Here is a 26,393-nt window from a genome sequence, read left to right on the forward strand (position 1 = left end):
CTTTAAAATGCAAAGCAATTTTTTAAGAAGTTGCTTTTTTCTTTTTGCTGAGCAAGCGTTTTATTTCATTAAGTTTCATCAAAGCTTCCACTGGGGTAAGCGTATCTATGTCTAAATGAAGTATTTCCTCTTTTATTTCTTCTAAAAGTGGATCATCTAAATTAAAAAAGCTTAACTGCATTTCGTCTTGCGCTTCATCAATTTTTGCGGAATTTTCTTCCGTTGCATGTGATTTTTCTAGCTTTTTAAGAATTTTATTGGCTTTTAAAATTACTTGTTGTGGCATACCGGCCATCTTTGCAACATGTATTCCAAAACTATGTTCTGATCCGCCTGGCACCAATTTTCTAAGAAATAGTACATTGTCTTTTAGCTCCTTTACAGAAACATTATAGTTTTTAATTCTGTTGAAGCGGTTGGTCATATCATTTAATTCATGATAATGGGTGGCAAATAGCGTTTTTGCCTTAGAAGGGTGCTCGTGTAAATATTCCGTTATGGCCCACGCAATTGAGATGCCGTCATAGGTGCTGGTTCCACGCCCTATTTCGTCTAATAGAATTAAACTGTTTTCAGAAAGATTGTTTAAGATAGAGGCGGTTTCGTTCATTTCAACCATAAAGGTAGATTCGCCCATAGAGATGTTGTCACTAGCGCCAACTCTTGTAAAAATTTTGTCTACCAAGCCAATCTCTGCTTCTTCGGCAGGTACAAAGCTCCCCATTTGCGCAAGCAAGACAATTAAGGCGGTTTGTCTTAAAATGGCAGACTTACCGCTCATATTTGGACCGGTAATCATAATTATTTGCTGCTCTTCCCTGTTCAAGTGTACATCATTGGTTATATAACTTTCTCCCAATGGTAGTTGTTTTTCTATCACCGGGTGCCTACCTTCTTTAATAGTAAGTGTACTAGTATTGGTAATCTTGGGCTTGTTGTACTTGTTTTCTGTGGCTAGCTGTGCAAATCCACCAAGGCAATCTAATTGCGCAATTAGATGTGCGTTGGCCTGTACAGGGCTTATATATTCTTGCATCCAAACCAATAATTGTGAAAAGAGTTGTTGTTCTAAACTTAAGATGCGCTCTTCTGCACCCAAAATTTTGGCTTCGTATTCTTTTAACTCCTCTGTAATGTAGCGTTCTGCATTTACCAAAGTTTGTTTGCGTACCCATGCGGCGGGCACTTTGCTTTTATGGGAATTGCGCACCTCTATGTAGTATCCAAACACATTATTAGAGGCTATCTTTAAAGAAGTAATACCAGTAGCTTCGCTTTCTCGTTGCAGCATTTGGTCTAGATAGTCTTTACTAGAAAAAGCTAATGCGCGTAATTCATCAAGTTCTTGAGAATAGCCTTTGGCTATGGTTTCGCCTTTAGAAATTTGTACAGGAGCCTCTTCACTTAAAGTACTACCTATTTTTTCAAACAAAGCTGGCAGTGGGTCAATTTGTTGGCCAAAATTTAAAAGGGCCGGGTCTGCACTTGCGGCGCATAGTTTTTTTATGGGAACTAAGGCGGCCAATGAGTTTTTTAATTGAACTACTTCTTTTGGATTTATTTTTCCAGTTGCTACTTTGGAAATAAGACGTTCCAAATCGCCCATTTCTTTTATGTGTGCCCTTAACTGGGTTAGCACCGTATTGTTCTTTGTTAAATAATCTACCACCTCTAAACGGCTATTGATCTTATCCTTGTTTTTTAGGGGTAGGGCCAGCCAACGTTTTAAATTTCTTCCGCCCATTGGAGAAATGGTTTTATCTATAACCTCCAGTAGGGTAACAGCGTTTTGGTTGTGGCTTCCGTATAACTCTAAATTACGAATGGTAAAACGGTCCATCCAAACATATTCTTCTTCTGCAATGCGTTGCAACTTACTTATATGTTGCAGTTGTTTATGTTGTGTTTCGGACAAATAGTGCAAAATGGCACCAGAGGCAATTGTACCACATTGTAGGTGGTCTACACCAAAGCCTTGCAAAGAATTGGTTTTAAAATGACCGTTTAATTTTTCTTGTGTATAATCTACTTGGAAAACCCAATCTTCTAATAAAAAGGTGTGTAGGTTATTGCCAAAATTTTCGCCAAACTCCTTTCTACATTTTTTTGATATAAGTATTTCATTGGGGCCAAAATTCTGTAATAATTTATCTATTTGTGCGGTAGAACCTTCAGTAGTTAAAAATTCGCCTGTAGAAATGTCTAGAAAGGCTATACCTAGTTTCTTTCTACCAAAATGTACAGCTGCCAAAAAATTGTTGCTTTTGGCGTTTAAGATGTCATCGTTTAGCGCAACTCCGGGTGTTACCAATTCCGTAACTCCGCGTTTAACTATGGTCTTGGTTTGCTTTGGGTCTTCTAATTGGTCACAAATAGCAACGCGTTCACCGGCCTTTACCAATTTAGGTAGATATGTGTTTAACGAGTGGTGCGGAAAACCGGCCAATTCTGTTTGGTCTCCCCCATTGTTTCTATGGGTTAAGACAATACCTAATATTTGAGCTGCTTTTATGGCATCTTCCCCAAAGGTTTCATAAAAATCTCCTACACGAAAAAGCAACAAGGCATCTGGATGCTTGGTCTTGATAGCATTGTATTGCTGCATCAACGGAGTTACTTTTTTTGTCTTCTTACCGGCCACGCTCACTTCTATTTTAATTAGGTCTTTCGAAAATATGAAGTTGCCAAGGTTTCTTGTAGTTTTGTTGATATTTACACCTTAAAAGTGAATAATTAATGCGAAAGTTGGCTAATGACGAGTTAGACCGTTTGGATGTGGCCGCATTTAAAGCGGCCGATAAACTTCCAGTGATTCTTATTCTTGATAATATTAGAAGTTTAAATAATATAGGTTCTGTTTTTAGAACCGCAGATGCCTTTTTAATACAAAAAATCTATTTGTGCGGTATAACCGCAAAGCCACCGCATAAGGATATTAATAAAACAGCCCTTGGTGCTACGGAAAGTGTAGCTTGGGAGTATGTAGAAGATACATTGGCATTGGTTAAGCGGCTACAGCAAGAAGGCGTTGTTGTAGCGGCCCTGGAACAGGCCGAGAATGCTACCTTTTTGAATAAATTTAAGTTAGATGCCAATAAAGAATATGCATTTGTATTTGGTAACGAGGTTAAAGGCGTGCAACAAAGTGTGGTAAGCCAAGCAGACGTAGTGTTAGAAATTCCCCAATTTGGCACTAAACATTCCTTAAATATTTCGGTTAGTACTGGAGTTGTCGTGTGGGATGTCTGGAATAAACTAATGGGATAACAACAAAAAACCCCGGTAAAAACCGGGGATAACATATAGTTTGAGTTAGTTAGTTTCTGACTTAACAGGGCGCTAATAAATGAAAACCTTTTGTTAAATCCAAATATTTTCTAAAAATTATCTTAAGAGTATTTAGATAGTATTTTAGTTTCAATGGCATCCAAGATAACTTCGTAATCTGCTCTATTTTCTACAAAATCAAGGTCTTGCATGTCTATGATAAGTGCGTTTTGCTCTGGATAACTCTTAAGGAAATCCATATAACTTTTATTAATGGTGTTAAGATAATCTGGTTTAATATCTTGCTCATAAGACCGGCCACGTTTTTGAATTTGTTCTAAAAGCCTTTCTGTATTTTGATAAAGGTAAACGTACACATCTGGTTTTCTAACCTCTTTATACATTACATTAAAAACCCTTCTATACAAGTCAAACTCGTCTTGTTGTAAGGTAACCTTTGCAAATATTAAGGACTTAAAAATATCATAATCACTCACCATAAATTGCTTAAACAAATCAAACTGGCTAGTATCGTCCATAAATTGCTGGTAACGGTCTGCTAAAAAAGACATTTCCAGCGCAAATGCATACCTATTTTGATCTTTGTAGAATTTGGGTAAAAATGGGTTGTCCGCAAAACGTTCCAACACCAATTTGGCATTAAAATCGTCCGCAATCATCTGGCTCAAAGTCGTTTTTCCAGCACCGATATTTCCTTCAATGGAAATAAGTTGTAACCTAGAAAAAAAATGATTTCTGTCTTTATAGAGTTTTAGTTTCGTTTTTACCAGTGGATTCTTGTCTCTCAACTCCATCAATAAATTACGGGTGTCTTTTTGTAACAGGGGATGGTAGAACTGTGGTGCTATATCTGCCAATGGCTTAAGTACAAAACTGCGTTCTTGTAGTCTTGGGTGTGGCAGGGTCAAATTCTGGTTATTTACAATTTCTTCTCCATAATACAAGATGTCTAAATCTATTGGTCTAGAAACGTAGCCTTGGCCTTCTACACGCTCGCGACCCATTTCTTTTTCTAATTGTAACAATTGGGCAAGAACTTGATTAGGGCCAAACTTGGTGTTTAAGGAAAGGCAGGCATTATAAAAAAGGCCACCATCAAAACCTACAGCCTCGTTTTCATAAATAGCAGAAATATCCAAAACCGGACCCAAGCGTTTCCCCATTTCAAAAATGGCTTTTTGCAAATGAACATAGCGGTTTCCTGTATTGCTACCTATAGAGATGTAAACGGTTTTTTCTGTACTCATAATACCAATCAACAAAGTAAATAAAAGATGGGCACATTGGTTATCTTTGAGGCTTAAATAAATTCTAAATGAAATTCTTAAGAAATCTATTGGCCGCAATTATAGGCTGTTTAATTGCATTTGGTATTCTCTTTGTCATGTTTATATTGTTTACCGCCTTGTTGGGTAGTGCCGGAGAAGAAGTAAATGTAAAGGATAATACTGTTCTGGAACTTAGCTTTGAAGAACCTATATACGATTACCAAGGTGGAGATATGGAGGATCCTTTTTCCGCCCTTTTTGAACAAGGCCAAGGTTTGGATAAGATTTTACACGCCATAGCGGTAGCTAAGACAGACGATAGAATTAAAGGAATTAGTATAAATTCTGGGTTTCTGTTGGCTGGTTTGGCTCAAACCCAGGAAATTAGAAGGGCTTTAAACGATTTTAAAACTTCGGGCAAGTTTATTTATAGTTATTCGGACTTTTATGCCCAACAAGATTATTACTTAAGTAGTGTTGCAGATAAAGTATATCTAAATCCACAAGGGATTTTAGATTTTAGAGGGTTGGCTTCAGAAGTATTGTATTTTAAGGATTTACAAGAAAAAACAGGACTTAAAATGGAAGTGGTACGCCACGGCAAATACAAAAGTGCTGTAGAGCCTTTTTTGGAAAATGAGATGAGCGATAACAACCGTACCCAACTTAAAGAACTATTGACTTCTATATGGAACGTGATGTTAGACGATGTAAGTGAAAGCAGGTCCTTAAGTGTGGCACAACTAAATATTATTGCGGATACCCTTGGTGGTAGAACCGCTTTAATGGCAAAGAATGTTGGTTTGTTAGACGATTTACTTTATGTGGACGAATACGAAGAAAGAATTAAGGATGCCTTATCGGTTACGTCTTCTGAAGACATAAATTATGTTTCCTTGGATAAGTATATCAAATATGCAGACAAGAAAAATAAGCCTAAAGGCGATAGCGCTATAGCCGTTATTTATGCGCAAGGTGAAATTATTTATGGAGAAGGAGGTAAAAGCAGCATTGGGCAAGGCGTAATGCAAAAGGCATTAAGTAAGGCTCGTGAAGACGATAAGGTTAAAGCGGTGGTTTTGCGTGTAGATTCTCCAGGAGGTAGCTCATTGGTTTCCGATATAATTTGGAGAGAGGTAGCATTGACCAAGGCTAAGAAACCGGTGGTGGTTTCATTTGGAAACGTGGCCGCTTCTGGTGGTTACTACATTGCGGCCGGTGCGGACAAAATCTTTGCTGAACCAACAACCATTACCGGATCAATAGGAGTTTTTGGAACCATACCAAACGCACACGAATTGGCCAATAATATTGGTATTAATGCAGAGCAAGTTGGTACCAATGCCAATTCCGTAGAGTATTCCGTATTTGAACCTATGACGGATACGTTTAGAATGCATGTAAAGGAAAGCATAGAACAAACCTATGATACCTTTTTACAACGTGTGGCAGATGGCAGGGGAATGACCAAGGAAGCTGTTAATGAGATTGCACAAGGTAGAGTCTGGAGTGGCGTGGATGCCAAAGCAAATGGTTTGGTAGATGAGTTGGGCGATATGCAAGACGCAATTATTGAAGCAGCCGAAATGGCAGGACTTGAGACCTATGGAATTAAAAAATTTCCAAAATACAAATCGGAATTTGAGCGAATGATGGAAGATTTAAGTTCCGCTAAAATTAAATTGGGTGAAGCAATCTTAAAAGAGGAACTTGGTGAGGATACTTATGGTAGGCTTAAAGACTTAAAATCGTTTACAGAGCAAAAAGGGATACAGGCCAGAATGCCGTACACCTTAAAAATTAAGTAGATTGCCATGAAGCCTAAAGACCAAAAATTAGCTTTTAAGCTTTACCTGTATATGGGCGCTTTGTTCATAACCTCACTGGTTGTCTCTAATTTAATTTTTCAAAAATTTTTTTATTGGCAGCCGTTTGGAGATATAACGGTTTTTGGGGCCCCATTGTTTGAGATTTCTGTTGGTATTTTGCCCTATCCGGTTACGTTTTTAATTACCGACTTGATTTCGGAAATTTTTGGTCAAAAAAAGGCGAACCAAATAGTGACAGCAGGTATTTTCGCATCTTTTTTCTCCATGCTCATTATTTTGGTAGCCAACTATGCACCAGCTATACCTGCTAGCCCAGTGGGCGATGAAACCTTTACCAATGTGTTTGGGTTATCTCCTTTAGGGGTTTTGGCCTCCATGCTAGCTTACCTGTTTGCGCAATATATAGATATTTCTATCTATCATTTTTGGAAACGCATAACAAAGGGTAGATACTTGTGGGTGCGTAATAACTTTAGCACGTTTGCGTCCCAATTTGTAGATACCTTTACCGTTGTAGGGTTGTTGTGCATATTTGGTGTTTTACCCTGGGATAAATTTTATGGCTTAATCATAAGCGGATTTCTTTTTAAGGTATTTATTGCCGTTTTGGACACCCCTTTGCTGTATTTCTTCGTATATGTTATACGTAAAAGATTTAACTTAAAAATAGGAGAGGAAATTACCTTGTCTAACGCCTAACTCCTTATTTTGTTTAAAAGATTGTTCAGCTATGAAAAAAAAGCTTCTTAAAGTTATAGGTATATTATTTTTGGTGGTGCTGGCATTGGTTATAGCATTACCTTTTTTTCTAGAGGGTAAAATTGCTACCATTATCAAAAATAAAGTGAATCAAAATATCAATGCTACATTAGATTTTGATGAAGCCAATTTAAGTCTGATCAAGAGTTTTCCTAATGCACATGTTGGGTTAAAGAATGTTAGTTTAACCAACAAAGAACCTTTTGTGGGCGACACACTTTTTAAAACTCAAGATTTAGCTTTGAGCATGAGTATTAAAGAGTTATTCAAGGGGGCAGAAGAGCCAATAGCCATAGATAAATTTACCTTGGAAGGTGCCAGCGTACATATAATAGTGGATAGTTTAGGTAATGCTAATTACGATATTGCTAAAGAGTCTACTACTAACAATGCTTCAGAAACAACTGGTGACAGTGATTTTAGCTTTGATTTAAAAGGATACTCCATAAAAAATTCAAAGGTTATTTATGACGATTTTTCTACAGGCATGCATTTGGAAGTGTTAGAAATGAATCATGAAGGTACCGGCGATTTATCTTTAGAAAAATCAGAATTAGACACACATACCGATGCTTTAGTATCTTTTGAATTGGATAAAACCAAATACCTGAACAAGAACAAGGTAGCATTGGATGCCCTGTTAGAAATAGATTTAGCTACCAATACGTATTCATTCTTGGAAAATAAAGCCTTGGTAAATCAGCTGCCATTGGTGTTTGATGGTTTTGTAAGAGTTAACCCAGATAATCAAGAGGTAGATATTACGTTTAAAACACCTTCTTCAGATTTTAAAAACTTTTTGGCGGTAATTCCAGAAACCTATTCTAAAAACATAGAAAATGTAAGTACAACGGGTAATTTTGAGGTTAACGGTAGGTTCAATGGAATTGTAGACGAAACCCACATACCTAAATTCAATATAAACCTTAAATCGGATAACGCTTCTTTTAAATATCCAGACTTACCTAAGTCGGTACAAAATGTATTTATAGATACCAAAATAAATAATGAGACCGGTATTACGGAAGACACTTATGTAAATATAGATAGGCTTAGTTTTAGAATAGATCAAGACCAGTTCAATGTTAATGCCAAGATTAGCGATTTGTTGGGCAATACCCAAGTAAATGCACATATGGACGGCAAAATGAATTTGGCGAACATTTCTAAGGCGTATCCTGTGCCGGCAGATTTAAATTTATCAGGTATATTAACAGCAGATGTTACAACAGCCTTTGACATGGCTTCTGTAGAAAATAAGGCGTACGCCAATACCAAGACTAACGGTAAAGCTAGCCTAACAGGTTTCAATTACAATTCGGAAGAAATGAAAAATCCTGTAGCCATTAGCGAGGCCGGATTAACCTTTAATCCTACAACGGTAAACGTGACCAGTTTTAAAGGTAAAACCGGTAAAACGGATTTTAATGCTACGGGAACCTTGACAAATCTTTTAGGTTTTCTTTTCAACAATGAAGATATAACTGGTAATTTTAAGTTGAATTCCAATATATTTTCGGTTAATGATTTTATGGTAGACGAAGCGGTGGCTACCACGGAAGAGGTTGCCAGTAAAAATCCTGAAGTGGCCTCTGAAACCACGGAGAGGATAAAAATACCTTCGTTTTTAGATTGTTCCATAGCTGCCAATGCCGAAACGGTGTTGTATGATAATCTTACTTTAAAAAATGTATCTGGCAACTTATTTATTAAAGATGAATCCGTTGTTTTAGAGAATTTGACCTCCTCTATATTTAATGGTAAACTAGGGCTTAATGGAAAAGTTTCTACCAAAGGTCCCATAACTACTTTTGACGTTGCCCTAGGAATGAATCAGATACAGATTGGAGAATCCTTTAAAACTTTGGATTTGTTTAAAGTATTGGCGCCGGTGGCCAACGCATTACAAGGAACATTAAATACGGATATTAAGCTGGCAGGTAACCTTAATGACGATATGACACCAATTTTAGGTTCGTTAACCGGCGATTTGTTAGCGCAATTATTGGCAACGGAAATCAATGAAGAAAGTGCTCCCTTGCTTACCGCATTGGACCGTAAATTGAACTTTATAGATTTGGGACAATTGAATTTAAAGGATTTAAAGACCAAATTGTCTTTTGAGGATGGCAAGGTTTCTGTAAAGCCTTTTGATATTAAGTATAAGGATATAAGTATTAACGTTGCGGGGAGTCATTCCTTTGATAAAAATCTAGAATATAAAGCGGTACTTAACGTGCCTGCAAAATATTTGGGAGATGAGGTAACCAACTTAATATCGAGAATAGACGATGCTAGTCTTGATAATTTAACCATTCCTGTAACGGCCAATATTGGTGGTGCTTATAATGCACCAAAAGTTGATACGGATTTAACCTCTGGAGTAAAACAGTTAACGGCTAAGTTGGTAGAGATTGAAAAGCAAAAGCTAGTAAACAAAGGAAAGGATAAAGCCAAGGATTTACTGGGTGGCCTACTCAACCAGAATAAGGATTCCATCCAAAAAGATACTGCCGCTACAAACGGAACTACGGTTAAAAATGTATTGGGCGGTTTGTTAGGAGGTAAGAAAACATCCAAGGATTCTACAGGAATAAAGACAGATTCTACAACCACTAAAAATGAGGCCGTAAAAGATGCCGCCAAAGATATTTTAGGAGGGCTTTTGGGTAATAAAAAGAAAAAGAAGGATACGGTTAAACAAAACTAACCTATCCAATCCTGGTCCCGTTAGGAACCTTTCTTTCTGGTTGTAGTAACGTTACTTCTTTGTTGCTACCTACAGCTCCCATAACTAAACATTCGCTCATAATTGTAGCTATTTGTTTGGGAGGAAAATTAACCACGGCTATTACCTGTTTGCCAATTAACTCTTCTGGTCTATACAGCACGGTTATTTGTGCAGATGTTTTTCTGATCCCTAGTTCTGGACCAAAATCTACTTGCATCTTGTATGCGGCGTTTCTGGCCTCTTTAAATATTTCTGCGCTCAAAATAGTGCCTACGCGCATTTCTACCTGCATAAATTGTTCCCAGCTTAAGTTGTTTTTGCTTTCCATTTTATTAGTTTATGTCTATTCCAACGTAATACCCTTCATTAGAGCGTACGTTAAAAACGGTTTCATCTTCAAAAAGTAAATATTGCCCTTTAATTCCCTTAAGAACACCTGTAAATGTTGGTGTTTTTTCTAGGTTTAGGCTCTTTACTTTTGAAGGGTATTGCAATACGGGAAAATCCAATTGGGTTTCCGTATTTGTTGCTATAAAATAATCTTGTGCTTCTGCGGGAATATGTGGTTTAAGTTTTTCTCGCCATGCTACCAAGTCTACATCCTCCAAATTGTTCTTCAGCATCTTTTGCCAGCTGGTTTTATCGCTCACAAATTCTTTTAGTGCAACTTCTGTTATTCCGGCCAAGTAACGATTGGGTGTTTCCACTATTTCAATAGCCTCATGAGCACCCTGGTCTATCCAACGGGTAGGAACTTGAGATTTTCTGGTAACACCAACTTTTACATTGCTACTATTAGCCAAATACACAATATGGGGCTGCAGCTGCATTCTTTTTTCATAGTCCAAATCTCGTTCCTCTTGGTCTAAATGGGCTTTGCTCAATTCGGGTTTCATAATCCAATCTGCGGCCTGTGGTACCTCAAAAAAACAAGTTCTACAAAATCCTTGTCGGTAAATGGGTTTGTCCAAACCACAGTTAAGGCATTCATATTTTATAAAGGATATTTTTATTGTTTTATCCAATACCTGATTCATATGTATAAAATCTGAACCCAGCATAAGATAATACTGTATGGGCGACTTAAATTCGGTACGCATTTTCTTTAAAACACCTTCGTAAATCATGCAATAGTTTTATTTGAACAAATTTGAAATAAAAGTTATTTTAGCTATTGGCGCTAAAACTATTTAGCCCAAAAATACCGAAAATGCCAATACCATTATTCAATTCCATTGCCTCGTGGTTGCTTAAAAAACGCTTCCATCAAATAGAACTTTTTTTAAAGTATCCTATAGATGTACAAAAGGATGTATTAAGGCACTTGATAACCTATGCAAAACATACCCAATTGGGCAAGCAATATGATTTTGCTAGTATAAAAACCTATGAAGATTTTGTAGCAAGGGTGCCAATAGTACAGTATGAAGAGGTGGCACCTCTAATTGAACGTACCCGTAAGGGTGAGCAAAATTTATTTTGGCCTACCAATATAAAGTGGTTTGCAAAAAGTAGTGGTACCACCAATGCCAAAAGTAAATTTATACCAGTAAGCACAGAGGCATTGGAAGACTGCCACTATAAATCTGGAAAAGATTTACTGTGTTTATATCTAAACAATAATGAGAATTCCCAGCTATTTACGGGCAAGAGTTTGCGTTTGGGAGGTAGCAAAGAACTGTACGAGGATAATGGTAGTTTTTTTGGTGATTTGTCTGCCATACTAATTGATAACATGCCACTATGGGCAGAATATAGCAGCACGCCCAGCAACAAGGTATCTTTAATGAGTGAGTGGGAACATAAGATGGCCGCTATTATAGAAGAAAGCATAAAAGAGAACGTTACCAGTTTGGCCGGTGTGCCTTCATGGATGTTGGTGTTGCTAAACAATGTTTTAGAAAAAACGGGAAAAGACCATTTATTTCAAATATGGGAGAATCTGGAGGTTTATTTTCATGGAGGGGTATCTTTTGCGCCATACCGTGAGCAGTATAAGAAATTACTTCCCAGAAAACGTTTTAATTATTACGAAACCTACAATGCATCAGAAGGTTTTTTTGGAATTCAAGACCGCAATAATTCGGATGAGCTTTTATTAATGTTGGACTACGGTATTTTTTATGAGTTTATCCCTATGGATTTGGAAGCCGGTAGTACAGCAACGGCAGTTCCGCTTTGGGAGGTGAAAAAAGGAGTGAACTATGCTCTTGTTATTACAACCAATGCTGGTTTGTGGCGCTATAAAATAGGAGATACGGTTAGATTTACCTCTCTTGATCCTTATCGAATTAAGATAACAGGTAGGACCAAACATCACATTAATGTTTTTGGGGAGGAGTTGATAATAGAAAATGCAGAGGAAGCACTTAAACAGGTTTGTTTAAAGACCGATTCGCAAATTAAGGACTATACCGTGGCCCCAATCTTTATGAAGGATAACGATAAAGGCGCGCATGAGTGGATAATTGAGTTTAGAAAAGCACCGGAAGATGTGGCTTATTTTGCGGAATTATTGGACAATGCCCTAAAAGCGCTTAATTCTGATTACGAAGCCAAGCGCTACAACAACATTACCCTAAATATACCACAGTTACATGTAGCTAGGCAAAATTTGTTCTATGATTGGTTAAAATCTAAAGATAAATTAGGGGGACAACATAAGATTCCAAGGTTATCTAACAGCAGAGAGTATTTAGAGGAATTATTGCAATTGAATGGATAGTGCCATTTAAGCTTTTGGATTTAAATTACACGGTGTTACGCAAACGTTTTCGTAATAATTGTGTTTTTTATCGAGATTATCATGTACTTGCCCAATATTTTAGAAATATTCTCGTTTTCTACTCACTTTTAAGAAACTAAACTAAAATCTTAAAGCATTAACTATGGCAGAAAAACTGATTGTCCTATCAGATATGTGGGGCGTAAAGAAAGGACTTTGGATAACTTCCTATTTTGGTTATTTACAGCAATATTATGATATTGAGTTTTATGATATTCAACAGTTGGCCAATTTAGAATTGCCGGTTAATACAGGAGAAAATATACACAAGGCATTTGTAGAAGGCGGATTGGAAACTGCTGCCGCGCATTTAAAAAGTAAGGTAAAAGAGGCTAAACACATCTTGGCATTTAGCGCTGGTGGCACCATAGCTTGGAAAGCAGCACTTTTGGGAATGCCATTAAAATCTTTAACCGCAATTTCTGCAACAAGATTGAGATTTGAAAAAGAACGTCCTTTGTGCAAAGCCGTGAATTTGGTTTATGGTGATTTGGATAAGTATAAACCTAAAGCAGATTGGTTCAAGACCATGAAACTAGAACCTACTATAATCCAAAATTTTGGGCACGAACTCTATTCAGACGAAAAATATATAAGCGAAATTTGTATGGAGCTTTTAAATAAAGTGACCAAAAAGGCGGTATAATACGCCAAACATGCCAAACAAAAAACGGGACCATTTGGTCCCGTTTTTTGTTTGTGGTATAAACCTTTATGAAACTGCCTTTAGTTTCTTTATGGTTTCATAAGAAAGCTTTTCTTCAGCGTAGTCTTTGGTTACCTTAAACTCGTTTTCATCGCTACTAGGTAGGGTAAACATGGCATCGGTAAAAATTGCTTCGCATAAAGAGCGCAATCCTCTGGCCCCAAGTTTGTATTCAATTGCTTTCTCAACAATATAATCTAGCGCATGTTCTGTAATGGTGAATTGTATATCATCCATTGCAAAAAGCTTCTCGTATTGCTTTATTATAGCATTTTTTGGTTCGGTAAGAATAGCTCTTAACGTCTTTTTGTCTAACGGGTTCATGTGGGTAAGTACCGGTAATCTACCAATAATTTCCGGTATCAATCCAAATTCCTTAAGATCCTTTGGAATAATATATTGCAATATATTCTCGCTATCTAAATTATCTTCAGCTTTAGAGGCACTATAGCCCACAGCTTGCATATTTAATCTTTTGGTGATAATGCGTTCAATACCATCAAAAGCACCGCCAGCTATGAACAGAATATTTTCCGTATTAACTTCTATGAACTTTTGGTCTGGATGTTTTCTACCTCCTTTTGGAGGAACATTTACCGTAGTTCCTTCCAATAACTTTAGCAAGCCTTGCTGTACGCCTTCTCCAGAAACGTCTCTGGTAATGGAAGGATTATCGCTTTTACGGGCAATTTTATCTATTTCATCAATAAATACAATGCCACGTTCTGCCTTGTCCAAATTATAATCTGCCGCTTGTAGCAACCTGGTAAGGATGCTTTCCACATCTTCCCCAACATAACCGGCTTCTGTTAAAACAGTTGCGTCAACAATAGCTAAGGGTACGTTAAGCATTTTGGCAATTGTTTTCGCCATTAGGGTTTTGCCCGTACCCGTTTGCCCAACCATAACGATATTACTTTTTTGTATTTCTATACCGTCTTCTGCATTTTTTGGTTGTAATAGCCTTTTGTAATGGTTATAAACGGCAACACTCATAACCTTTTTTGTCCTTTCTTGGCCAATTATAAATGTGTCCAAGAAGTCTTTGATCTCTAGCGGTTTTTTTAGAACCAGTTCTGAGGACAAATCATTGTTTTTTGCTTGCTTAGATTCTTCTGAGACAATGCTGTAAGCTTGTTCTATACAGCGGTCACAAATGTGCGCGTCCAAACCAGCAATCAATAAATTGGTTTCTGATTTTTTTCTGCCACAGAATGAACATTCTAAATTCTCCTTCGCCATTATGCTTTTGTACTTGAATTCTATTTAACGGTAATATTGTAATTAAATTTTTACCGTTTCGATGAACGACAGTTCGTACATCGAATTTATGCTTTGTCTCTAGTTAAAATTTCGTCTATCATACCATATTCTTTGGCTTGATCCGCTTTCATCCAAAAATCACGGTCGCTATCTTCATAAACCTTATCAAAGGTTTGGCCAGAATGTTTAGCTATGATGTCGTATAACTCATCTTTAATTTTCAATACCTCTTTAGCTGCAATTTCAATATCGCTTGCCTGCCCTTGGGCCCCAGATAAAGGTTGGTGGATCATAATTCTAGAATGGGGTAGGGCGCTACGTTTACCATTTTCTCCTGCGCACAAAAGAACGGCGCCCATAGAGGCGGCTATACCGGTACAAATTGTGGCAACATCTGGTTTAATAAACTGCATGGTGTCATAAATACCTAACCCAGCGTAAACACCACCACCAGGAGAGTTAATATATATAGAGATGTCTTTATTGGCATCTGTACTTTCCAAAAACAATAATTGTGCTTGCACAATATTGGCTACTTGGTCATTAATACCTGTTCCTAAAAAGATAATTCTATCCATCATTAAACGAGAGAAAACATCAAATACTGCAATATTTAGTTGTCTTTCTTCTATAATGTTAGGGGTAAGGTTTACTGGGAACATACTGCTTACGATTTTATCGTAATACATGCTGTTAACTCCATGATGCTTAGTAGCGTATTTTTCAAATTCTTTTCCGTAATCCATAGGATTTTATCGCTTATTTTTAGACAAAAAAAAGGTTCTGAAATAGAAAATTTCAGAACCGTAAAGATACAATTATTTAAAACGCTATCCGTAAACCTCTTTTACAAAGTTCTCATAGCTTACCTCTTTAGCCTTAAGATTAGCTTTTTCTTTATAAAGATCTAACAATTTTTGGCTCATTAGCTGCTCAGAAAGACGCTTAACTTCATCTTGGTTGCCTAATACTCTAGCGGCAATACCTTCTAACTCTTCTTCCTTTGGATCTAATTGTCCGTATTGCGCCATTTGGGTTTTAATAAATCCTTTGGCGAACTCTTTAAGCTCATCAAACTGCACCTGAAGGTCGTTATCTTTTATGATTTTTCCTTCAATTAGTTGATAACGTAAACCTTTTTCAGACTTTTCGTATTCTTCCTCTGCTTCTGCTTCCGTTAGCTCTTTTTCACCACTAAATTGAATCCATTTTTTAAGAAAACCGGCAGGTAGTTCAAAAGTAGTTTCGTCTATAAGCTTTTCGGTAACATCGTTCAATAATTTCTGATCCGCTTGTTGCTCAAATTGCTTTTCGGAATCTTCTTTTATTTTGTCCTTCATTTCTTTTTCTGAAGTAACGTTATCTTTTCCAAAAAGTTTATCGAACAATTCTTGATTTAATTCTGCGGGTTCTCTTTCATTGATTTCTTCAATGGTGAATTCTAAATTAATTTTTAAATCTTTAACCTCATCATTAGACAAACCTGTAGCAGAGGCCAACATGTAATCTTCTGCAAATAAGCCTTTGGTGTTCAAAGTAACGGTATCACCTACCTTTTTACCTACTAAAGCGTCTTTTGCTTTTTTACTTTTAAGTTTGTCTACTTCTACGGTAGTGGTTTTAGTAATTTCCTTTTCGCTATAGGTAAAGGTTCCCGTAACCTCACTGTTTTTTTCTACTGTATCCTTAGAGATGATTTTACCGTATTGTTTTTGAATACGTTCTACCTGCTCATCTACCATTTTTTTGTCAGCAACTATTTTGTACTGGGTAATGGCTTTTTTTGTTTTCAATTTAACATCAAAATCCGGAGCTAGACCTAATTCAAACTCAAAGTCTAAAGTATCACTATCCCAATCAAAATTATCTTGCTGTTTTGGTAGTGGATTACCAAGAACATCTAATTTTTCTTCGGTTAGGTATTTGTTAAGATTGTCTTGTAATAACTTATTTACTTCGTCTACCAATACGGCCTTACCGTATTGTTTTTTTATCAGTCCCATTGGAACCTGTCCTTTTCTAAAGCCAGGAATATTGGCTTGTTTTCTGTAATTCTTGAGAATATCGTTTACCTTGTCTTCATAATCCGCTTTGGTAATCTCAACCTTTACAACTGCATTTAAATCGTCTATCTGCTCTTTGGAAATATTCATCTAAATATTCAATTTTATTGATGGCTGGCAAAAGTAGTACATTTTCTTTTGTTCAACAAGTTTTTAAGCAATTGCAAATCAGTTAGTAAAGATTAATTTTTAGTGTCTTCTTTTAGTAGTGAAAACAAGATAGATTGTAAAAAGGATAAGAGTAAGCTAAATAACAAAGCCCACCAAATACTACTTACACTAAATCCGCTAATTACGCTGTCTGCTAGTAGGATTATAAGTGCATTAATGATTAATAGGAAAAGCCCTAAAGTAACAATGGTTATGGGTAGGGTTAAGATGACCAAAATGGGTTTAACCAAAAAATTAAGCAGGCTTAGCACAATGGCTACAAGTATTGCGGTAAAATAACTGTCTACACCAACCCCAGGTAGAACATGTGCAAGTATAAATACAGCCACGGCACTAAGTAAGATTCTTAATATGAGTTTCATAGTTTAAAATTTTGAGTAAAAAAAAGCATCGTTTTAAAACGATGCTTCTAATTAACTGTTAAAGTTTGGATTAGTTAATGTACAAACCAGTATAGTCTAGCGGATTTACGCTTGGCAATGTGGCATTGTATTTTGTTTCTATAGCGTCTATAAATGCATTGGCCAATATTGCGTAACCTCTGGGCGATGGGTGAACACCGTCTAAAGAGAAACCGCCGCCCGTGCCAAAATCTGCGGTTACTTTACTGCCGTCTGCCAAGGTAATGCCATTCTCCCTAAGGTCTGTTAAGATTGCATTGGCATCAACAAATGCAATGTCAAACTGTGTGGCAAGACCTTGTATTAAGGTATTTATACTTTCCATTGCAGTATTAGCTTCCATTTGTTCTGCTGGAGTTAAAACCCATTTGTCTTCTAAAGGGTATGTAATACCATTTACCGCTAATTGACCGGCGGTAGCTGCAGGCAATCCTAAACCTTGTAGTGTTGCAAAAGCTTCTTCATTTAAAGTAGCTATAACATTGGAGCTTGGTAATACCAATAAATCATCTGCTGTGGTTTGTCTAGCCTGGCCATAAAGGAAACCTAAAACCTGGGCTGTACCGGCATCCGTGCCAACAGCTATTAGTGTTTGGGTTATTTGGGCAGATAAGTCTACTAAACTTTCGTCTTTTATGATAACAGAACTAGCCGCTGTAGCAGAAAAAGTAAACTTACGTTCTGGAACCCCTAGCGCATCAAATACTTGGTTTAATCCTGCAAATTGAGCATTCAATGCAGGGATTTGCGGAGCAAAATCTGGATTGGCCGGACTTAAAGGTGCGTAAGGAACCGTTGTTAAATAGGGAATAGTTGTTACATCTGGTAAATTTGCTATGACGCCTTTAGCACCATTGGCTGTCATGGTTTGCAAGATTGCTTGGATCGCACCTGCAACCACCATTGGATCGGAGATGTCATTGGAACCATAAGTAGATGGGTCTAAATTGCCCAATTGGTTTTCGCCATCACCACCAGCTGCTACATAGCCCAATACATCGTTATTGCCAATCCATAATGTGAAAAAAGATGCATTTTGTGCCGCGGCATCTCCCAAAATGGTAGCGTCAGGAGCGGATGCAAAACGAGCAAAATAAGGGTTGGCTAACCCTAAAGCTACCCCTTGTACATTACCGTAACCAGGAGCTAAAACATGATAACTTTTAGCACCAGGTACACCCATATTGTTAAAAGGTCCTGAAAGTGTATTGGAAATTTCCGTAGAGCCTTGGCCTTCTACGTTAACAGGAGCCGGAGAGCCAGAAGTAAAAGATAGAATAAGTCTGTTTTGGCTAATTGCTTGTCCTCCAAGCGTCATGCCGCCCAAATTATCGTTCATAAAAGGAATGGAGAAATCCCCGCCACCAGCTTCTGCAAATGCACCGGCCAACATGTTAGGAAAAGAGGCTTCTTGCCCTGCAATAAAAAGGGCGTTATCAGAAAAACCTGCCGTCAAAGAGTTTCCTATAGAAACGTAATTAGAAAAGTCTGCAGATCCACTACTATAGTTTACTGGATCTGGTTCCGGTGTTACCGTACCGTCTATAGTATCATCATCTTCACAAGAAATAAAGAGCAGCCCCATAATTGGTAAAAGGGCAAGGAACTTTTTCATACACCTAAATATTTGAGTTAGTTTAAGTTGAAATTATTGTTAATATCAGTTAAACCAAATCTAGATTATATTTATGATTCATGCAATTTTTAAGGATAAAAAATTATGCATGCATAATAAAAACTGTTATTTTTTACTGATTTAGGAATTCTAGTGATTTTGAAAAGAACATTTTTGGATTCTCGGCATGGAGCCAGTGCCCAGCGTTATCTATAGTTTCTATTTTGGCATTAGGGAAGTGTTTCTTTATTTCAGAATAATCATTGGGTAAAATGTATTCGGATTTACTTCCTCTCAAAAATAAAGTAGCCCCATTATAACTATCCGTAGTTTGTATATTTTCCCCAATTTCTTCCATTCGGTCCTTGAGAACGTCTAGATTGAACCTAAATCCTAGTGTGCCTTTATTTACCCAATACAGATTTTTAAGTAGAAATTGCCTAATGCCCCAATCTTTTAAATGTTCTGATAAATGTTCGTCTGCTTCAGTTCTACTACTTATTGAATTAAAGTCTAACCGTTGTAGGGCATTAAGTATGGCTTGATGGTGAGGTGGATAAAACTTTGGCCCAATGTCTGCAACCATTAATTTTTCTACTTTTTCCGGATAACTTACGGCAAATTGCATCACGGTCTTGCCACCCATAGAATGACCTAATAAATTAGCACTAGAAATACCTTTATGGTCCATATAATTTTTAAGGTCTTCTGCCAACACATCGTAATTAAAAAGGTCTGAATGAAAACTTTTACCGTGATTTCTTTGGTCAATTAAATGTACTTCAAAACCATTTTCAGCATATTTGGCGCCTAGCGTTTTCCAATTGTCGCTCATTCCCAAAAAACCGTGTAATATTAGTAAGGGTGAGCCTTCGCCCAATATTTTTGAATGTAATACTTCCATTATTTTAGACGGTGTAAATACAAGTTTATCACGTTTTCTAATCCTAAGTATATAGATTCACAGATTAAGGCATGCCCTATGGATACCTCTAATAAATCAGGAATGTTTTCTTTGAAAAATTTAATGTTTTCCAAATTTAAATCGTGCCCAGCGTTTAGTCCCAAGCCTACTTCTTGTGCTTTTGTTGCTGCTACCACAAAGGGGTCTATTCCCTTGAGGTTTCCGGCCGCATAAGCTTCTGCATAAGCTTCTGTATATAACTCTATACGGTCTGTGCCAGTTGCAACGGCCCCTTCTACCATCTTCACATCTGGATCTACAAAGATGGAGGTTCTAATATTGTGTTCTTTAAAAGTTGTAATTACATCTTTTAAGAATGCTTGGTTTTTAATAGTGTCCCAACCCGCATTGGAAGTTATGGCGTCTACTGCATCTGGTACAAGGGTTACCTGAGCTGGTTTTACTTCTAAAACCAAGTCTACAAATTTTGGAATTGGGTTGCCTTCTATGTTAAATTCCGTAGTAATAATGGGTTTAAGGTCTCTAGCATCTTGGTATTTAATATGGCGTTCGTCTGGTCTGGGGTGTACGGTTATGCCCTGCCCGCCAAAGCGTTCTATGTCTAATGTAGATTGAGTTAAATTGGGTACGTTGCCTCCTCTGCTATTTCTTAGGGTGGCCAACTTATTTATGTTTACGCTTAATTTTGTCATAGTATAACTTAAATAAGTCCAAAAATACAAAACAGGCACGCCTTTTGCTCACTATTAATGTGTAGTTTTGTTAGTAAGTAAAAGGTTATGCATATTCAAGATAAATTAATAGACACCTTACCGGTTTTTCATATTAAGGACACTTTGGACGATGTAATTACATTTTTTGAAGAAACTATGTTCTCTCACGTGGCTGTGGTAGATAAAGGCGAGTATTTGGGTCTGCTATCGGAAAACGATCAAGATTGTTTTGAGAAGGGTAAAAGTATTGAGGAATTTAGGTATCAACTAGAGACTTTTTCGGTTACTACAGAAACACTTTGGCTAGATGTTCTAGAGGCTTTTGCGCGTAACGATGCCAATCTAGTTCCCGTATTGGATGCATCCCAACGTTTTTTGGGCTATTATAATCTAAATGATATTGTAACCCTTTTTATTGGTACGCCTTTTTTTACCGAACCTGGAGGTATTTTGGTTGTATCAAAAGGAGTAAGGGATTATTCCATGAGCGAAATAGCCCAAATTGTAGAGACCAACAACGGTAAATTGTTGGGAGCATTGATTACGGATAATGAGAACGATTTGGTGCAGGTTACCCTTAAAATAGCAAATGCCAACTTAAACGAGGTAATACAAACCTTTAGGCGTTATAGCTACAATATTCTTTTTGGAAACAATGACGACCAATTTTTGGAAGACTTAAAACAGCGTTCAGATTATTTAAATAAATACCTTAACGTTTAATATGAAGGTAGCCATTTACGGTAAGGTAATATTAGAAGAAGATATACCTTTTGTAATTCAACTAATAACCGAACTTCAAAAAATTAAGGCCAAATTCGCGGTAGAAAAAAAGTTTGCTAAAAAAATTGCAACCGCTTTATCCGTATACGAGTATAGCACCTTTGATAAAACTTCTGGTCTAGATAAGGATTTTGATATGTTCGTGAGTTTTGGTGGAGACGGAACCATGCTCCGGGCCGTAACCTATATCAAAGATTTGGGTATTCCTATAGTAGGGGTCAATACCGGTAGACTTGGTTTTTTATCTACTTTTAAAAAGGAAGATGTATCCAAAGTAGTGACGGAGTTTTTAAAGGGGCATTACAGTATAGAGGAAAGGAGTCTGGTGGCGTTATCAAATGAAACGGAAATAGGTCACTTTGGGGATTTAAATTTTGCTTTTAATGAAATTACCGTAAGCAGAAAAGATACCACCTCTATGATTACGGTAGAAACCTTTTTAGACAACGAATACCTGACATCTTACTGGGCAGATGGCTTAATTTTATCTACCCCTACAGGCTCAACGGGATATTCTTTAAGTTGTGGTGGGCCCGTAATTGCACCCTCGGCCAAGGCTTTGGTGCTTACTCCAATAGCACCACATAACTTGAATGCACGCCCTTTTGTTATCGCTGATAATACCGAAATAAGAATAAAGGTTTCCGGTAGGGAAGAAAACCATTTACTTTCTTTAGATTCTAGAATTGCTACCATACCAAATGGAACGGAAATAATTATTAAAAAGGCAGACTTCACTATTAATATGATTGAATACAAAGCAGAGAGTTTTCTTAAAACTTTGAGAAACAAACTACTTTGGGGAGAAGACAAGCGTAATTAGAACAATAAATAGGCGCTAAAACTGTTTTACTTGAGGAACAGTTTATGGCAATGAAAACTATGGCAATTTTGGATTGTTATATTTGCATGCCTTTTTTAAATCGCTGAAGAATCAGTGTAAAATTAGGAATAGGTAGATGAGAAAAATATTCTTTGTTATTATACTTTGTTTTGGTATCTGGGGCCAAGCACAGACCTATGAGGCAGGTTTGTTTGCTGGTGGGGCCAATACCATTACAGATGTTGGGAGCACTAATTATATAGTTCCAACAGGAGTGGCTTTTGGTGGGTTGTTTAAATGGAATAAAGCCAAACGTTTTGCTTACAGGGGTAGTGTGTATCATGGCAAGGTAGTAATGGATGATTCCAAGAGTAATATGGCTTCCAGGGAACAGCGTGGTTATAGGGTAGAGAATAAGATTACAGAGTACTCCGCAGGACTGGAGTTTAATTTTGTGGAATACAACTTACATAAGCTAGGACCTGCATTTACACCCTACTTGTATACTGGACTTACATACTTTAGGTATGATTTTAACTACATTGATGCACAACAAGTTCAGGATATTAACCAAAAAGATGGTAGTTTCGCAATTCCAATGACAATTGGGGCAAAGTATCGGCTTAATCAGTTTTTAATATTAGGTGTGGAAATTGGTGCACGCTATACTTTTACCGATAATTTGGACGCCAGTAATCCTGAAGGTTCCAATTTTGATGAGTTTAAGTTTGGAAATATTCTGAGTGACGACTGGTACGTATTTTCAGGATTTACGTTAACCTATACTTTTGGTAGAAAACCCTGCCAAGATTGTTTTGAATAAAATGAACAACCTAGACCAAGTAGATAAACACAGATTACCAAAACACATTGCTGTAATTATGGATGGCAATGGAAGATGGGCAAAACAAAGAGGCAAATTACGTGTGTTTGGTCATGAAAATGGAGTAACTGCTGTTAGAAGAACCGTAGAAAGCTGTGCTAAGCTCAATATAGAATGTCTAACGCTTTATGCTTTTTCTACGGAAAATTGGAAAAGGCCAAAGTTAGAAGTCCAAACTTTAATGAAGATTTTAATAGGGTCTCTTAGGAAAGAATTAAGGACTTTTGAGGATAATAACATAAGACTCAATGCAATAGGCAATCTGGAAGCTTTGCCGCAAAAAGCAGCTAAAGAACTTCAAGATGTTATAAGTAAAACAGCCAAGAATACAGGGCTTGTGCTAACATTAGCCCTTAGCTATGGCTCTAGAGAAGAAATAAAAAACGCGGTAAAGTGCGTCGCATCCAAAGTTAAAAATAATATAATTTCAGTAGAGGATATTGACGAGAACCTTATTAATACACATCTTTACACGCATAACCTGCCAGATGTAGACCTTGTTATCCGTACTAGCGGAGAACACAGAATCAGTAATTTTTTACTTTGGCAGATAGCATACGCCGAATTATATTTTATTGACGTATTTTGGCCCGATTTTAATGAAGAGCATCTGGTAGATGCAATAATAAATTACCAGAATAGAGAACGAAGATTTGGAAAAACTAGCGAACAACTTAACTAACCGCCTAAAAAATACTTCTTTAGGCCTATTTTTAATTCCTGTCCTTTTATTTGCACAAGTAGCAATAGCCCAACCAACCTCCTTGGAGTCTAGCAAAGAATATATCTTAGGTGGTATAGAAGTAACTGGGCTACAAAGCTATAACGAACAAACCGTTAAGACCTATACTGGTCTTAGGGTAGGGCAACCAATTAGAGTGCCAGGAGAAGAGCTAAGTGGTATCATAAAAAAGCTGTGGAACCTAGATTTGTTTAGTGATATTGCTTTTTACCATTATATAGAAGGAGATAAGGTATTTCTGCAACTACAGATAACAGAACGTCCTACCTTATCGGATATTACCGTGTACGGTGTAAAACAGAAGAAGGTTCAAGGTATTCTGGATGATACTGACTTGAAAAAAGGTAAAAAGCTTACTAAGAGTTTAATTGCGAATTCAAAAGGGTACCTGGAAAATAAGTATAGAAAACAAGGATATTTAAATACACAAGTATCCATTGCCACAGCTCCTGACACGGTTGGTACCAACTCTGAAAAGATGGTGATAAACGTTAAGAAAGGAGAAAAGGTAAAAATTGACGAAATTGAGTTTGTTGGTAATGAAAAGTTATCGGACAAGCGTTTAAAGAAGTCTTTAAAGAAAACCAAGCAAAAAAAGTTTTATCGCTTCTGGAAAAAGTCTAAATATATTGAGGATGATTATCAAGAAGATCTAGATAATTTAATAGATACCTATGCAGAACGAGGCTATAGGGATGCCCGTGTGGTTTCTGATACTTTTGTTCAGGTAAATGAAAATAACATAAAGCTGAAGATAGAGGTAGAAGAAGGAGATAAATACTATTTTGGCGACATTAATTTTGTTGGTAATACGGTTTATACGGATAGGGAGTTGGCTCAGGTTTTAGGCGTTAAAAAAGGAGATACCTATAATGGTGTATTACTTAAAAAACGTATCGCAGATAATAGTAAACCAGATGCTATAGACTTAACAAACCTGTATCAGAATAATGGTTATTTGTTTTCACAAATAAACCCAGTAGAAATTTCTGCGGTAAATGATACTATTGATTTTGAGATACGTATTATTGAGGGTAAAGAAACTTTCTTGGATCACGTAACGGTAAACGGTAACGATAAGACCAATGACCATGTTGTTTTTAGGGAGTTGCGTACAAGACCTGGTCAAAAGTATAGCAAGGAAAACATTGTAAGAAGTGTTAGAGAACTTGGTCAATTAGGATTTTTTGATGCAGAACAGATTGTTCCAGATATCCAAAATCCAAACCCAGATGCGGGTACCGTTGATATTAACTATAATCTAGTAGAAGCAGGTTCTAGCCAAATAGAACTACAAGGCGGTTTTGGTGGCGGTGGTTTTATTGGAACCTTAGGTTTGTCTTTTAATAATTTTTCCATTCAAAATTTATTTAACAAAGAGGCCTACAAACCTGTTCCTATGGGAGATGGGCAAACCTTTGCTTTAAGATTGCAGGGTAGTAGAACCTTTAGAGTATATAGTCTTGATTTTTCAGAACCATGGTTAAATGGTAAAAAACCCGTTCGTTTTAATCTTAGTTTTTCTAGAACGCAGCAGTTCTTGGCCAATTTCTCTAACACCGGTAGAATTGAGGTGAACAAAGATCGTAGTTTCTCCATAACTGGTGTGTCTACTGGTTTGGCTAAACGTGTGCAATGGCCAGATGACTTTTTTACGGTTAGCCATTCCCTAGGTTATCAGTATTATGATTTTAACGAATACAACTTGGGCTTGTTTAATTTTGGTAACGGTAGTGCCAACTCTATAACCTATACATTTGGGTTGTCTAGAAGTTCTCAAGGTCCAAACCGTATTTTTCCTATGAGTGGTTCTAATTTTGAATTAACCGCCAAGTTTACACCACCATATTCTTTATTTAGCAATAAGGATTATGGGGCAATTACCGATAGGGTAGAAGAACTAACGGATACAGCTAGAGAGCGTACATTAACCACGCAAGAAGTTAATGAATTGGAAAATTTGGAAGAAGAACGCTTTAAGTGGTTAGAATTTTATAAGGTTAAATTTAAAGGAGATTGGTACACCAACTTAGTTGGTAAATTGGTTTTACGTACCAATGCGGAATTTGGGTTCTTAGGTAACTACAATAACAATATAGGAGATGTACCTTTTGAACGTTTCTTCGTAGGAGGAGACGGCCTTGGTAACTTTACCTTAGATGGAAGGGATGTTATACAGTTAAGGGGTTATGACAATAGTTCATTGGCTTTTACCTCATTCAATCCATCTACTAGAAGTACGGATAGGGAAGGTGGTACCATCTACAATAAATTCTCTTTAGAACTTAGGTATCCATTAACCTTAAAACCTTCAGCATCTATCTACGTACAATCTTTTTTAGAGGCTGGTAATGCATTCAACAATTTTCAGGAGTTTAATCCGTTTCAGTTAAAGAGATCAGCTGGGGTGGGGTTACGAATTTTTATGCCTGCATTTGGTTTGTTAGGAATAGATTTTGGTTATGGTTTTGATGACGATAACATTAATCCTGGCGTAAAAAGCGGTTGGCAAACCCACTTCATTATTGGTCAACAATTTTAATAGATTAGAAATTATTGTCTAAAACCAAATTGTTTAACATGCTCATTTTAAACTAAATAGTATTTTTGGCACGATATTTTCTATGTAAAATTCGGATTCAACA

22 protein-coding genes are annotated in these 26,393 nt (G+C 36.9%); 11 read left to right on the forward strand and 11 right to left on the reverse strand.

The genetic code is table 11. The annotated features are described in order from the left end of the window. Positions 1 to 22 precede the first annotated feature (22 nt). Positions 23 to 2,605, reverse strand: a complete 2,583-nt coding sequence (gene mutS, locus BUL40_RS04065) for a DNA mismatch repair protein MutS (protein WP_080318309.1) — start codon at positions 2,603 to 2,605, stop codon at positions 23 to 25. 131 nt (positions 2,606 to 2,736) lie between these two features. Here mutS and BUL40_RS04070 point away from each other — a divergent pair, with 131 nt between their 5' ends. After that, the gene (locus BUL40_RS04070) at positions 2,737 to 3,267 is read left to right on the forward strand and encodes an RNA methyltransferase (RefSeq protein WP_010518421.1); all 531 of its coding nucleotides are present in this window, start codon (positions 2,737 to 2,739) and stop codon (positions 3,265 to 3,267) included. Between the two features lie 122 nt (positions 3,268 to 3,389). Here the strand turns inward: BUL40_RS04070 and folK are convergent, their stop codons facing one another. Continuing rightward, complete coding sequence (gene folK, locus BUL40_RS04075) at positions 3,390 to 4,535, reverse strand: 2-amino-4-hydroxy-6-hydroxymethyldihydropteridine diphosphokinase (RefSeq protein WP_080318180.1); 1,146 nt, start codon at positions 4,533 to 4,535, stop codon at positions 3,390 to 3,392. 68 nt (positions 4,536 to 4,603) lie between these two features. On the opposite strand from folK, the gene sppA reads away from it, so the two are divergent. Genes sppA through BUL40_RS04090 form a run of 3 tightly spaced genes read left to right on the forward strand, consistent with a single transcriptional unit; the run spans position 4,604 to position 9,854 of the window. Then, entirely contained in the window at positions 4,604 to 6,364 is a 1,761-nt protein-coding gene (gene sppA / locus BUL40_RS04080; protein WP_080318181.1) for a signal peptide peptidase SppA, read from the forward strand. Positions 6,365 to 6,370: 6 nt separating this feature from the next. Then, positions 6,371 to 7,084 (forward strand): queuosine precursor transporter, encoded by a 714-nt coding sequence (locus tag BUL40_RS04085; protein ID WP_080318182.1) that lies wholly within the window; start codon positions 6,371 to 6,373, stop codon positions 7,082 to 7,084. 31 nt (positions 7,085 to 7,115) lie between these two features. Further along, a complete protein-coding gene (locus BUL40_RS04090; RefSeq protein WP_080318183.1) occupies positions 7,116 to 9,854 on the forward strand; it encodes an AsmA-like C-terminal region-containing protein in 2,739 nt (912 codons plus the stop codon). Position 9,855: 1 nt separating this feature from the next. On the opposite strand, the gene BUL40_RS04095 is transcribed toward BUL40_RS04090, so the two are convergent. Together BUL40_RS04095 and BUL40_RS04100 are read right to left on the reverse strand one after the other, a co-directional pair. Then, positions 9,856 to 10,203: a tRNA-binding protein gene (locus BUL40_RS04095; RefSeq protein ID WP_080318184.1), complete on the reverse strand. Its 348-nt coding sequence runs from the start codon at positions 10,201 to 10,203 to the stop codon at positions 9,856 to 9,858. 4 nt (positions 10,204 to 10,207) lie between these two features. Further along, positions 10,208 to 11,002 carry a DUF2797 domain-containing protein gene (locus BUL40_RS04100; RefSeq protein WP_080318185.1) on the reverse strand — a complete coding sequence of 265 codons (795 nt, stop codon included), beginning with the start codon at positions 11,000 to 11,002 and terminating at the stop codon, positions 10,208 to 10,210. A gap of 83 nt (positions 11,003 to 11,085) precedes the next feature. Here BUL40_RS04100 and BUL40_RS04105 point away from each other — a divergent pair, with 83 nt between their 5' ends. Both BUL40_RS04105 and BUL40_RS04110 read left to right on the forward strand, forming a co-directional pair. Then, positions 11,086 to 12,600 carry a GH3 auxin-responsive promoter family protein gene (locus BUL40_RS04105; RefSeq protein ID WP_080318186.1) on the forward strand — a complete coding sequence of 505 codons (1,515 nt, stop codon included), beginning with the start codon at positions 11,086 to 11,088 and terminating at the stop codon, positions 12,598 to 12,600. A 163-nt stretch (positions 12,601 to 12,763) separates the two neighbouring features. Further along, complete coding sequence (locus tag BUL40_RS04110; RefSeq protein ID WP_080318187.1) at positions 12,764 to 13,306, forward strand: hypothetical protein; 543 nt, start codon at positions 12,764 to 12,766, stop codon at positions 13,304 to 13,306. 66 nt (positions 13,307 to 13,372) lie between these two features. On the opposite strand, the gene clpX is transcribed toward BUL40_RS04110, so the two are convergent. From clpX to BUL40_RS04145, 7 genes are all read right to left on the reverse strand, one after another. Next, positions 13,373 to 14,608, reverse strand: coding sequence for an ATP-dependent Clp protease ATP-binding subunit ClpX (gene clpX / locus BUL40_RS04115; RefSeq protein ID WP_080318188.1), 1,236 nt, complete (start codon positions 14,606 to 14,608; stop codon positions 13,373 to 13,375). 86 nt (positions 14,609 to 14,694) lie between these two features. After that, positions 14,695 to 15,375, reverse strand: a complete 681-nt coding sequence (gene clpP, locus BUL40_RS04120) for an ATP-dependent Clp endopeptidase proteolytic subunit ClpP (RefSeq protein ID WP_010518411.1) — start codon at positions 15,373 to 15,375, stop codon at positions 14,695 to 14,697. Positions 15,376 to 15,459: 84 nt separating this feature from the next. Next, complete coding sequence (tig, locus tag BUL40_RS04125) at positions 15,460 to 16,782, reverse strand: trigger factor (protein WP_080318189.1); 1,323 nt, start codon at positions 16,780 to 16,782, stop codon at positions 15,460 to 15,462. Positions 16,783 to 16,874: 92 nt separating this feature from the next. Further along, positions 16,875 to 17,225 carry a phage holin family protein gene (locus BUL40_RS04130; protein WP_010518409.1) on the reverse strand — a complete coding sequence of 117 codons (351 nt, stop codon included), beginning with the start codon at positions 17,223 to 17,225 and terminating at the stop codon, positions 16,875 to 16,877. Positions 17,226 to 17,295: 70 nt separating this feature from the next. Further along, positions 17,296 to 18,879, reverse strand: a complete 1,584-nt coding sequence (locus tag BUL40_RS04135; RefSeq protein WP_080318190.1) for an SGNH/GDSL hydrolase family protein — start codon at positions 18,877 to 18,879, stop codon at positions 17,296 to 17,298. Between the two features lie 133 nt (positions 18,880 to 19,012). Further along, a complete protein-coding gene (locus BUL40_RS04140; RefSeq protein WP_080318191.1) occupies positions 19,013 to 19,783 on the reverse strand; it encodes an alpha/beta fold hydrolase in 771 nt (256 codons plus the stop codon). Next, a complete protein-coding gene (locus BUL40_RS04145) occupies positions 19,783 to 20,496 on the reverse strand; it encodes a pyridoxine 5'-phosphate synthase (protein WP_080318192.1) in 714 nt (237 codons plus the stop codon). The genes BUL40_RS04140 and BUL40_RS04145 overlap by 1 nt, the downstream gene beginning before the upstream one ends. 87 nt (positions 20,497 to 20,583) lie before the next feature. On the opposite strand from BUL40_RS04145, the gene BUL40_RS04150 reads away from it, so the two are divergent. The 5 genes from BUL40_RS04150 to bamA all read left to right on the forward strand — a co-directional run bounded on the left by BUL40_RS04150 (position 20,584) and on the right by bamA (position 26,290). Further along, on the forward strand, positions 20,584 to 21,240 hold the full coding sequence (locus tag BUL40_RS04150; RefSeq protein WP_010518403.1) for a CBS domain-containing protein: 657 nt from the start codon (positions 20,584 to 20,586) through the stop codon (positions 21,238 to 21,240). Between the two features lies 1 nt (position 21,241). After that, the gene (locus BUL40_RS04155; protein ID WP_010518402.1) at positions 21,242 to 22,123 is read left to right on the forward strand and encodes an NAD kinase; all 882 of its coding nucleotides are present in this window, start codon (positions 21,242 to 21,244) and stop codon (positions 22,121 to 22,123) included. A 136-nt stretch (positions 22,124 to 22,259) separates the two neighbouring features. Further along, positions 22,260 to 22,946, forward strand: coding sequence for a type IX secretion system protein PorG (gene porG / locus BUL40_RS04160; RefSeq protein ID WP_080318193.1), 687 nt, complete (start codon positions 22,260 to 22,262; stop codon positions 22,944 to 22,946). Between the two features lies 1 nt (position 22,947). Beyond that, entirely contained in the window at positions 22,948 to 23,688 is a 741-nt protein-coding gene (locus BUL40_RS04165) for an isoprenyl transferase (RefSeq protein WP_029511461.1), read from the forward strand. Next, a complete protein-coding gene (gene bamA, locus BUL40_RS04170) occupies positions 23,660 to 26,290 on the forward strand; it encodes an outer membrane protein assembly factor BamA (protein ID WP_080318194.1) in 2,631 nt (876 codons plus the stop codon). The genes BUL40_RS04165 and bamA overlap by 29 nt, the downstream gene beginning before the upstream one ends. Positions 26,291 to 26,393: the final 103 nt, after the last annotated feature.

Origin of the sequence: Croceivirga radicis, assembly GCF_002072105.2 — a bacterium.
GTDB classification, from domain to species: Bacteria; Bacteroidota; Bacteroidia; order Flavobacteriales; family Flavobacteriaceae; genus Croceivirga; species Croceivirga radicis.

What these genes read in the sequence shown, in the direction of transcription:
- mutS (WP_080318309.1), bottom strand. Translation starts at nt 2,605, where the DNA reads ATGCAGCAATACAATGCTATCAAGACCAAGCATCCAGATGCCTTGTTG.
- BUL40_RS04070 (WP_010518421.1), top strand. Translation starts at nt 2,737, where the DNA reads ATGCGAAAGTTGGCTAATGACGAGTTAGACCGTTTGGATGTGGCCGCA.
- folK (WP_080318180.1), bottom strand. Translation starts at nt 4,535, where the DNA reads ATGAGTACAGAAAAAACCGTTTACATCTCTATAGGTAGCAATACAGGA.
- sppA (WP_080318181.1), top strand. Translation starts at nt 4,604, where the DNA reads ATGAAATTCTTAAGAAATCTATTGGCCGCAATTATAGGCTGTTTAATT.
- BUL40_RS04085 (WP_080318182.1), top strand. Translation starts at nt 6,371, where the DNA reads ATGAAGCCTAAAGACCAAAAATTAGCTTTTAAGCTTTACCTGTATATG.
- BUL40_RS04090 (WP_080318183.1), top strand. Translation starts at nt 7,116, where the DNA reads ATGAAAAAAAAGCTTCTTAAAGTTATAGGTATATTATTTTTGGTGGTG.
- BUL40_RS04095 (WP_080318184.1), bottom strand. Translation starts at nt 10,203, where the DNA reads ATGGAAAGCAAAAACAACTTAAGCTGGGAACAATTTATGCAGGTAGAA.
- BUL40_RS04100 (WP_080318185.1), bottom strand. Translation starts at nt 11,002, where the DNA reads ATGATTTACGAAGGTGTTTTAAAGAAAATGCGTACCGAATTTAAGTCG.
- BUL40_RS04105 (WP_080318186.1), top strand. Translation starts at nt 11,086, where the DNA reads ATGCCAATACCATTATTCAATTCCATTGCCTCGTGGTTGCTTAAAAAA.
- BUL40_RS04110 (WP_080318187.1), top strand. Translation starts at nt 12,764, where the DNA reads ATGGCAGAAAAACTGATTGTCCTATCAGATATGTGGGGCGTAAAGAAA.
- clpX (WP_080318188.1), bottom strand. Translation starts at nt 14,608, where the DNA reads ATGGCGAAGGAGAATTTAGAATGTTCATTCTGTGGCAGAAAAAAATCA.
- clpP (WP_010518411.1), bottom strand. Translation starts at nt 15,375, where the DNA reads ATGGATTACGGAAAAGAATTTGAAAAATACGCTACTAAGCATCATGGA.
- tig (WP_080318189.1), bottom strand. Translation starts at nt 16,782, where the DNA reads ATGAATATTTCCAAAGAGCAGATAGACGATTTAAATGCAGTTGTAAAG.
- BUL40_RS04130 (WP_010518409.1), bottom strand. Translation starts at nt 17,225, where the DNA reads ATGAAACTCATATTAAGAATCTTACTTAGTGCCGTGGCTGTATTTATA.
- BUL40_RS04135 (WP_080318190.1), bottom strand. Translation starts at nt 18,879, where the DNA reads ATGAAAAAGTTCCTTGCCCTTTTACCAATTATGGGGCTGCTCTTTATT.
- BUL40_RS04140 (WP_080318191.1), bottom strand. Translation starts at nt 19,783, where the DNA reads ATGGAAGTATTACATTCAAAAATATTGGGCGAAGGCTCACCCTTACTA.
- BUL40_RS04145 (WP_080318192.1), bottom strand. Translation starts at nt 20,496, where the DNA reads ATGACAAAATTAAGCGTAAACATAAATAAGTTGGCCACCCTAAGAAAT.
- BUL40_RS04150 (WP_010518403.1), top strand. Translation starts at nt 20,584, where the DNA reads ATGCATATTCAAGATAAATTAATAGACACCTTACCGGTTTTTCATATT.
- BUL40_RS04155 (WP_010518402.1), top strand. Translation starts at nt 21,242, where the DNA reads ATGAAGGTAGCCATTTACGGTAAGGTAATATTAGAAGAAGATATACCT.
- porG (WP_080318193.1), top strand. Translation starts at nt 22,260, where the DNA reads ATGAGAAAAATATTCTTTGTTATTATACTTTGTTTTGGTATCTGGGGC.
- BUL40_RS04165 (WP_029511461.1), top strand. Translation starts at nt 22,948, where the DNA reads ATGAACAACCTAGACCAAGTAGATAAACACAGATTACCAAAACACATT.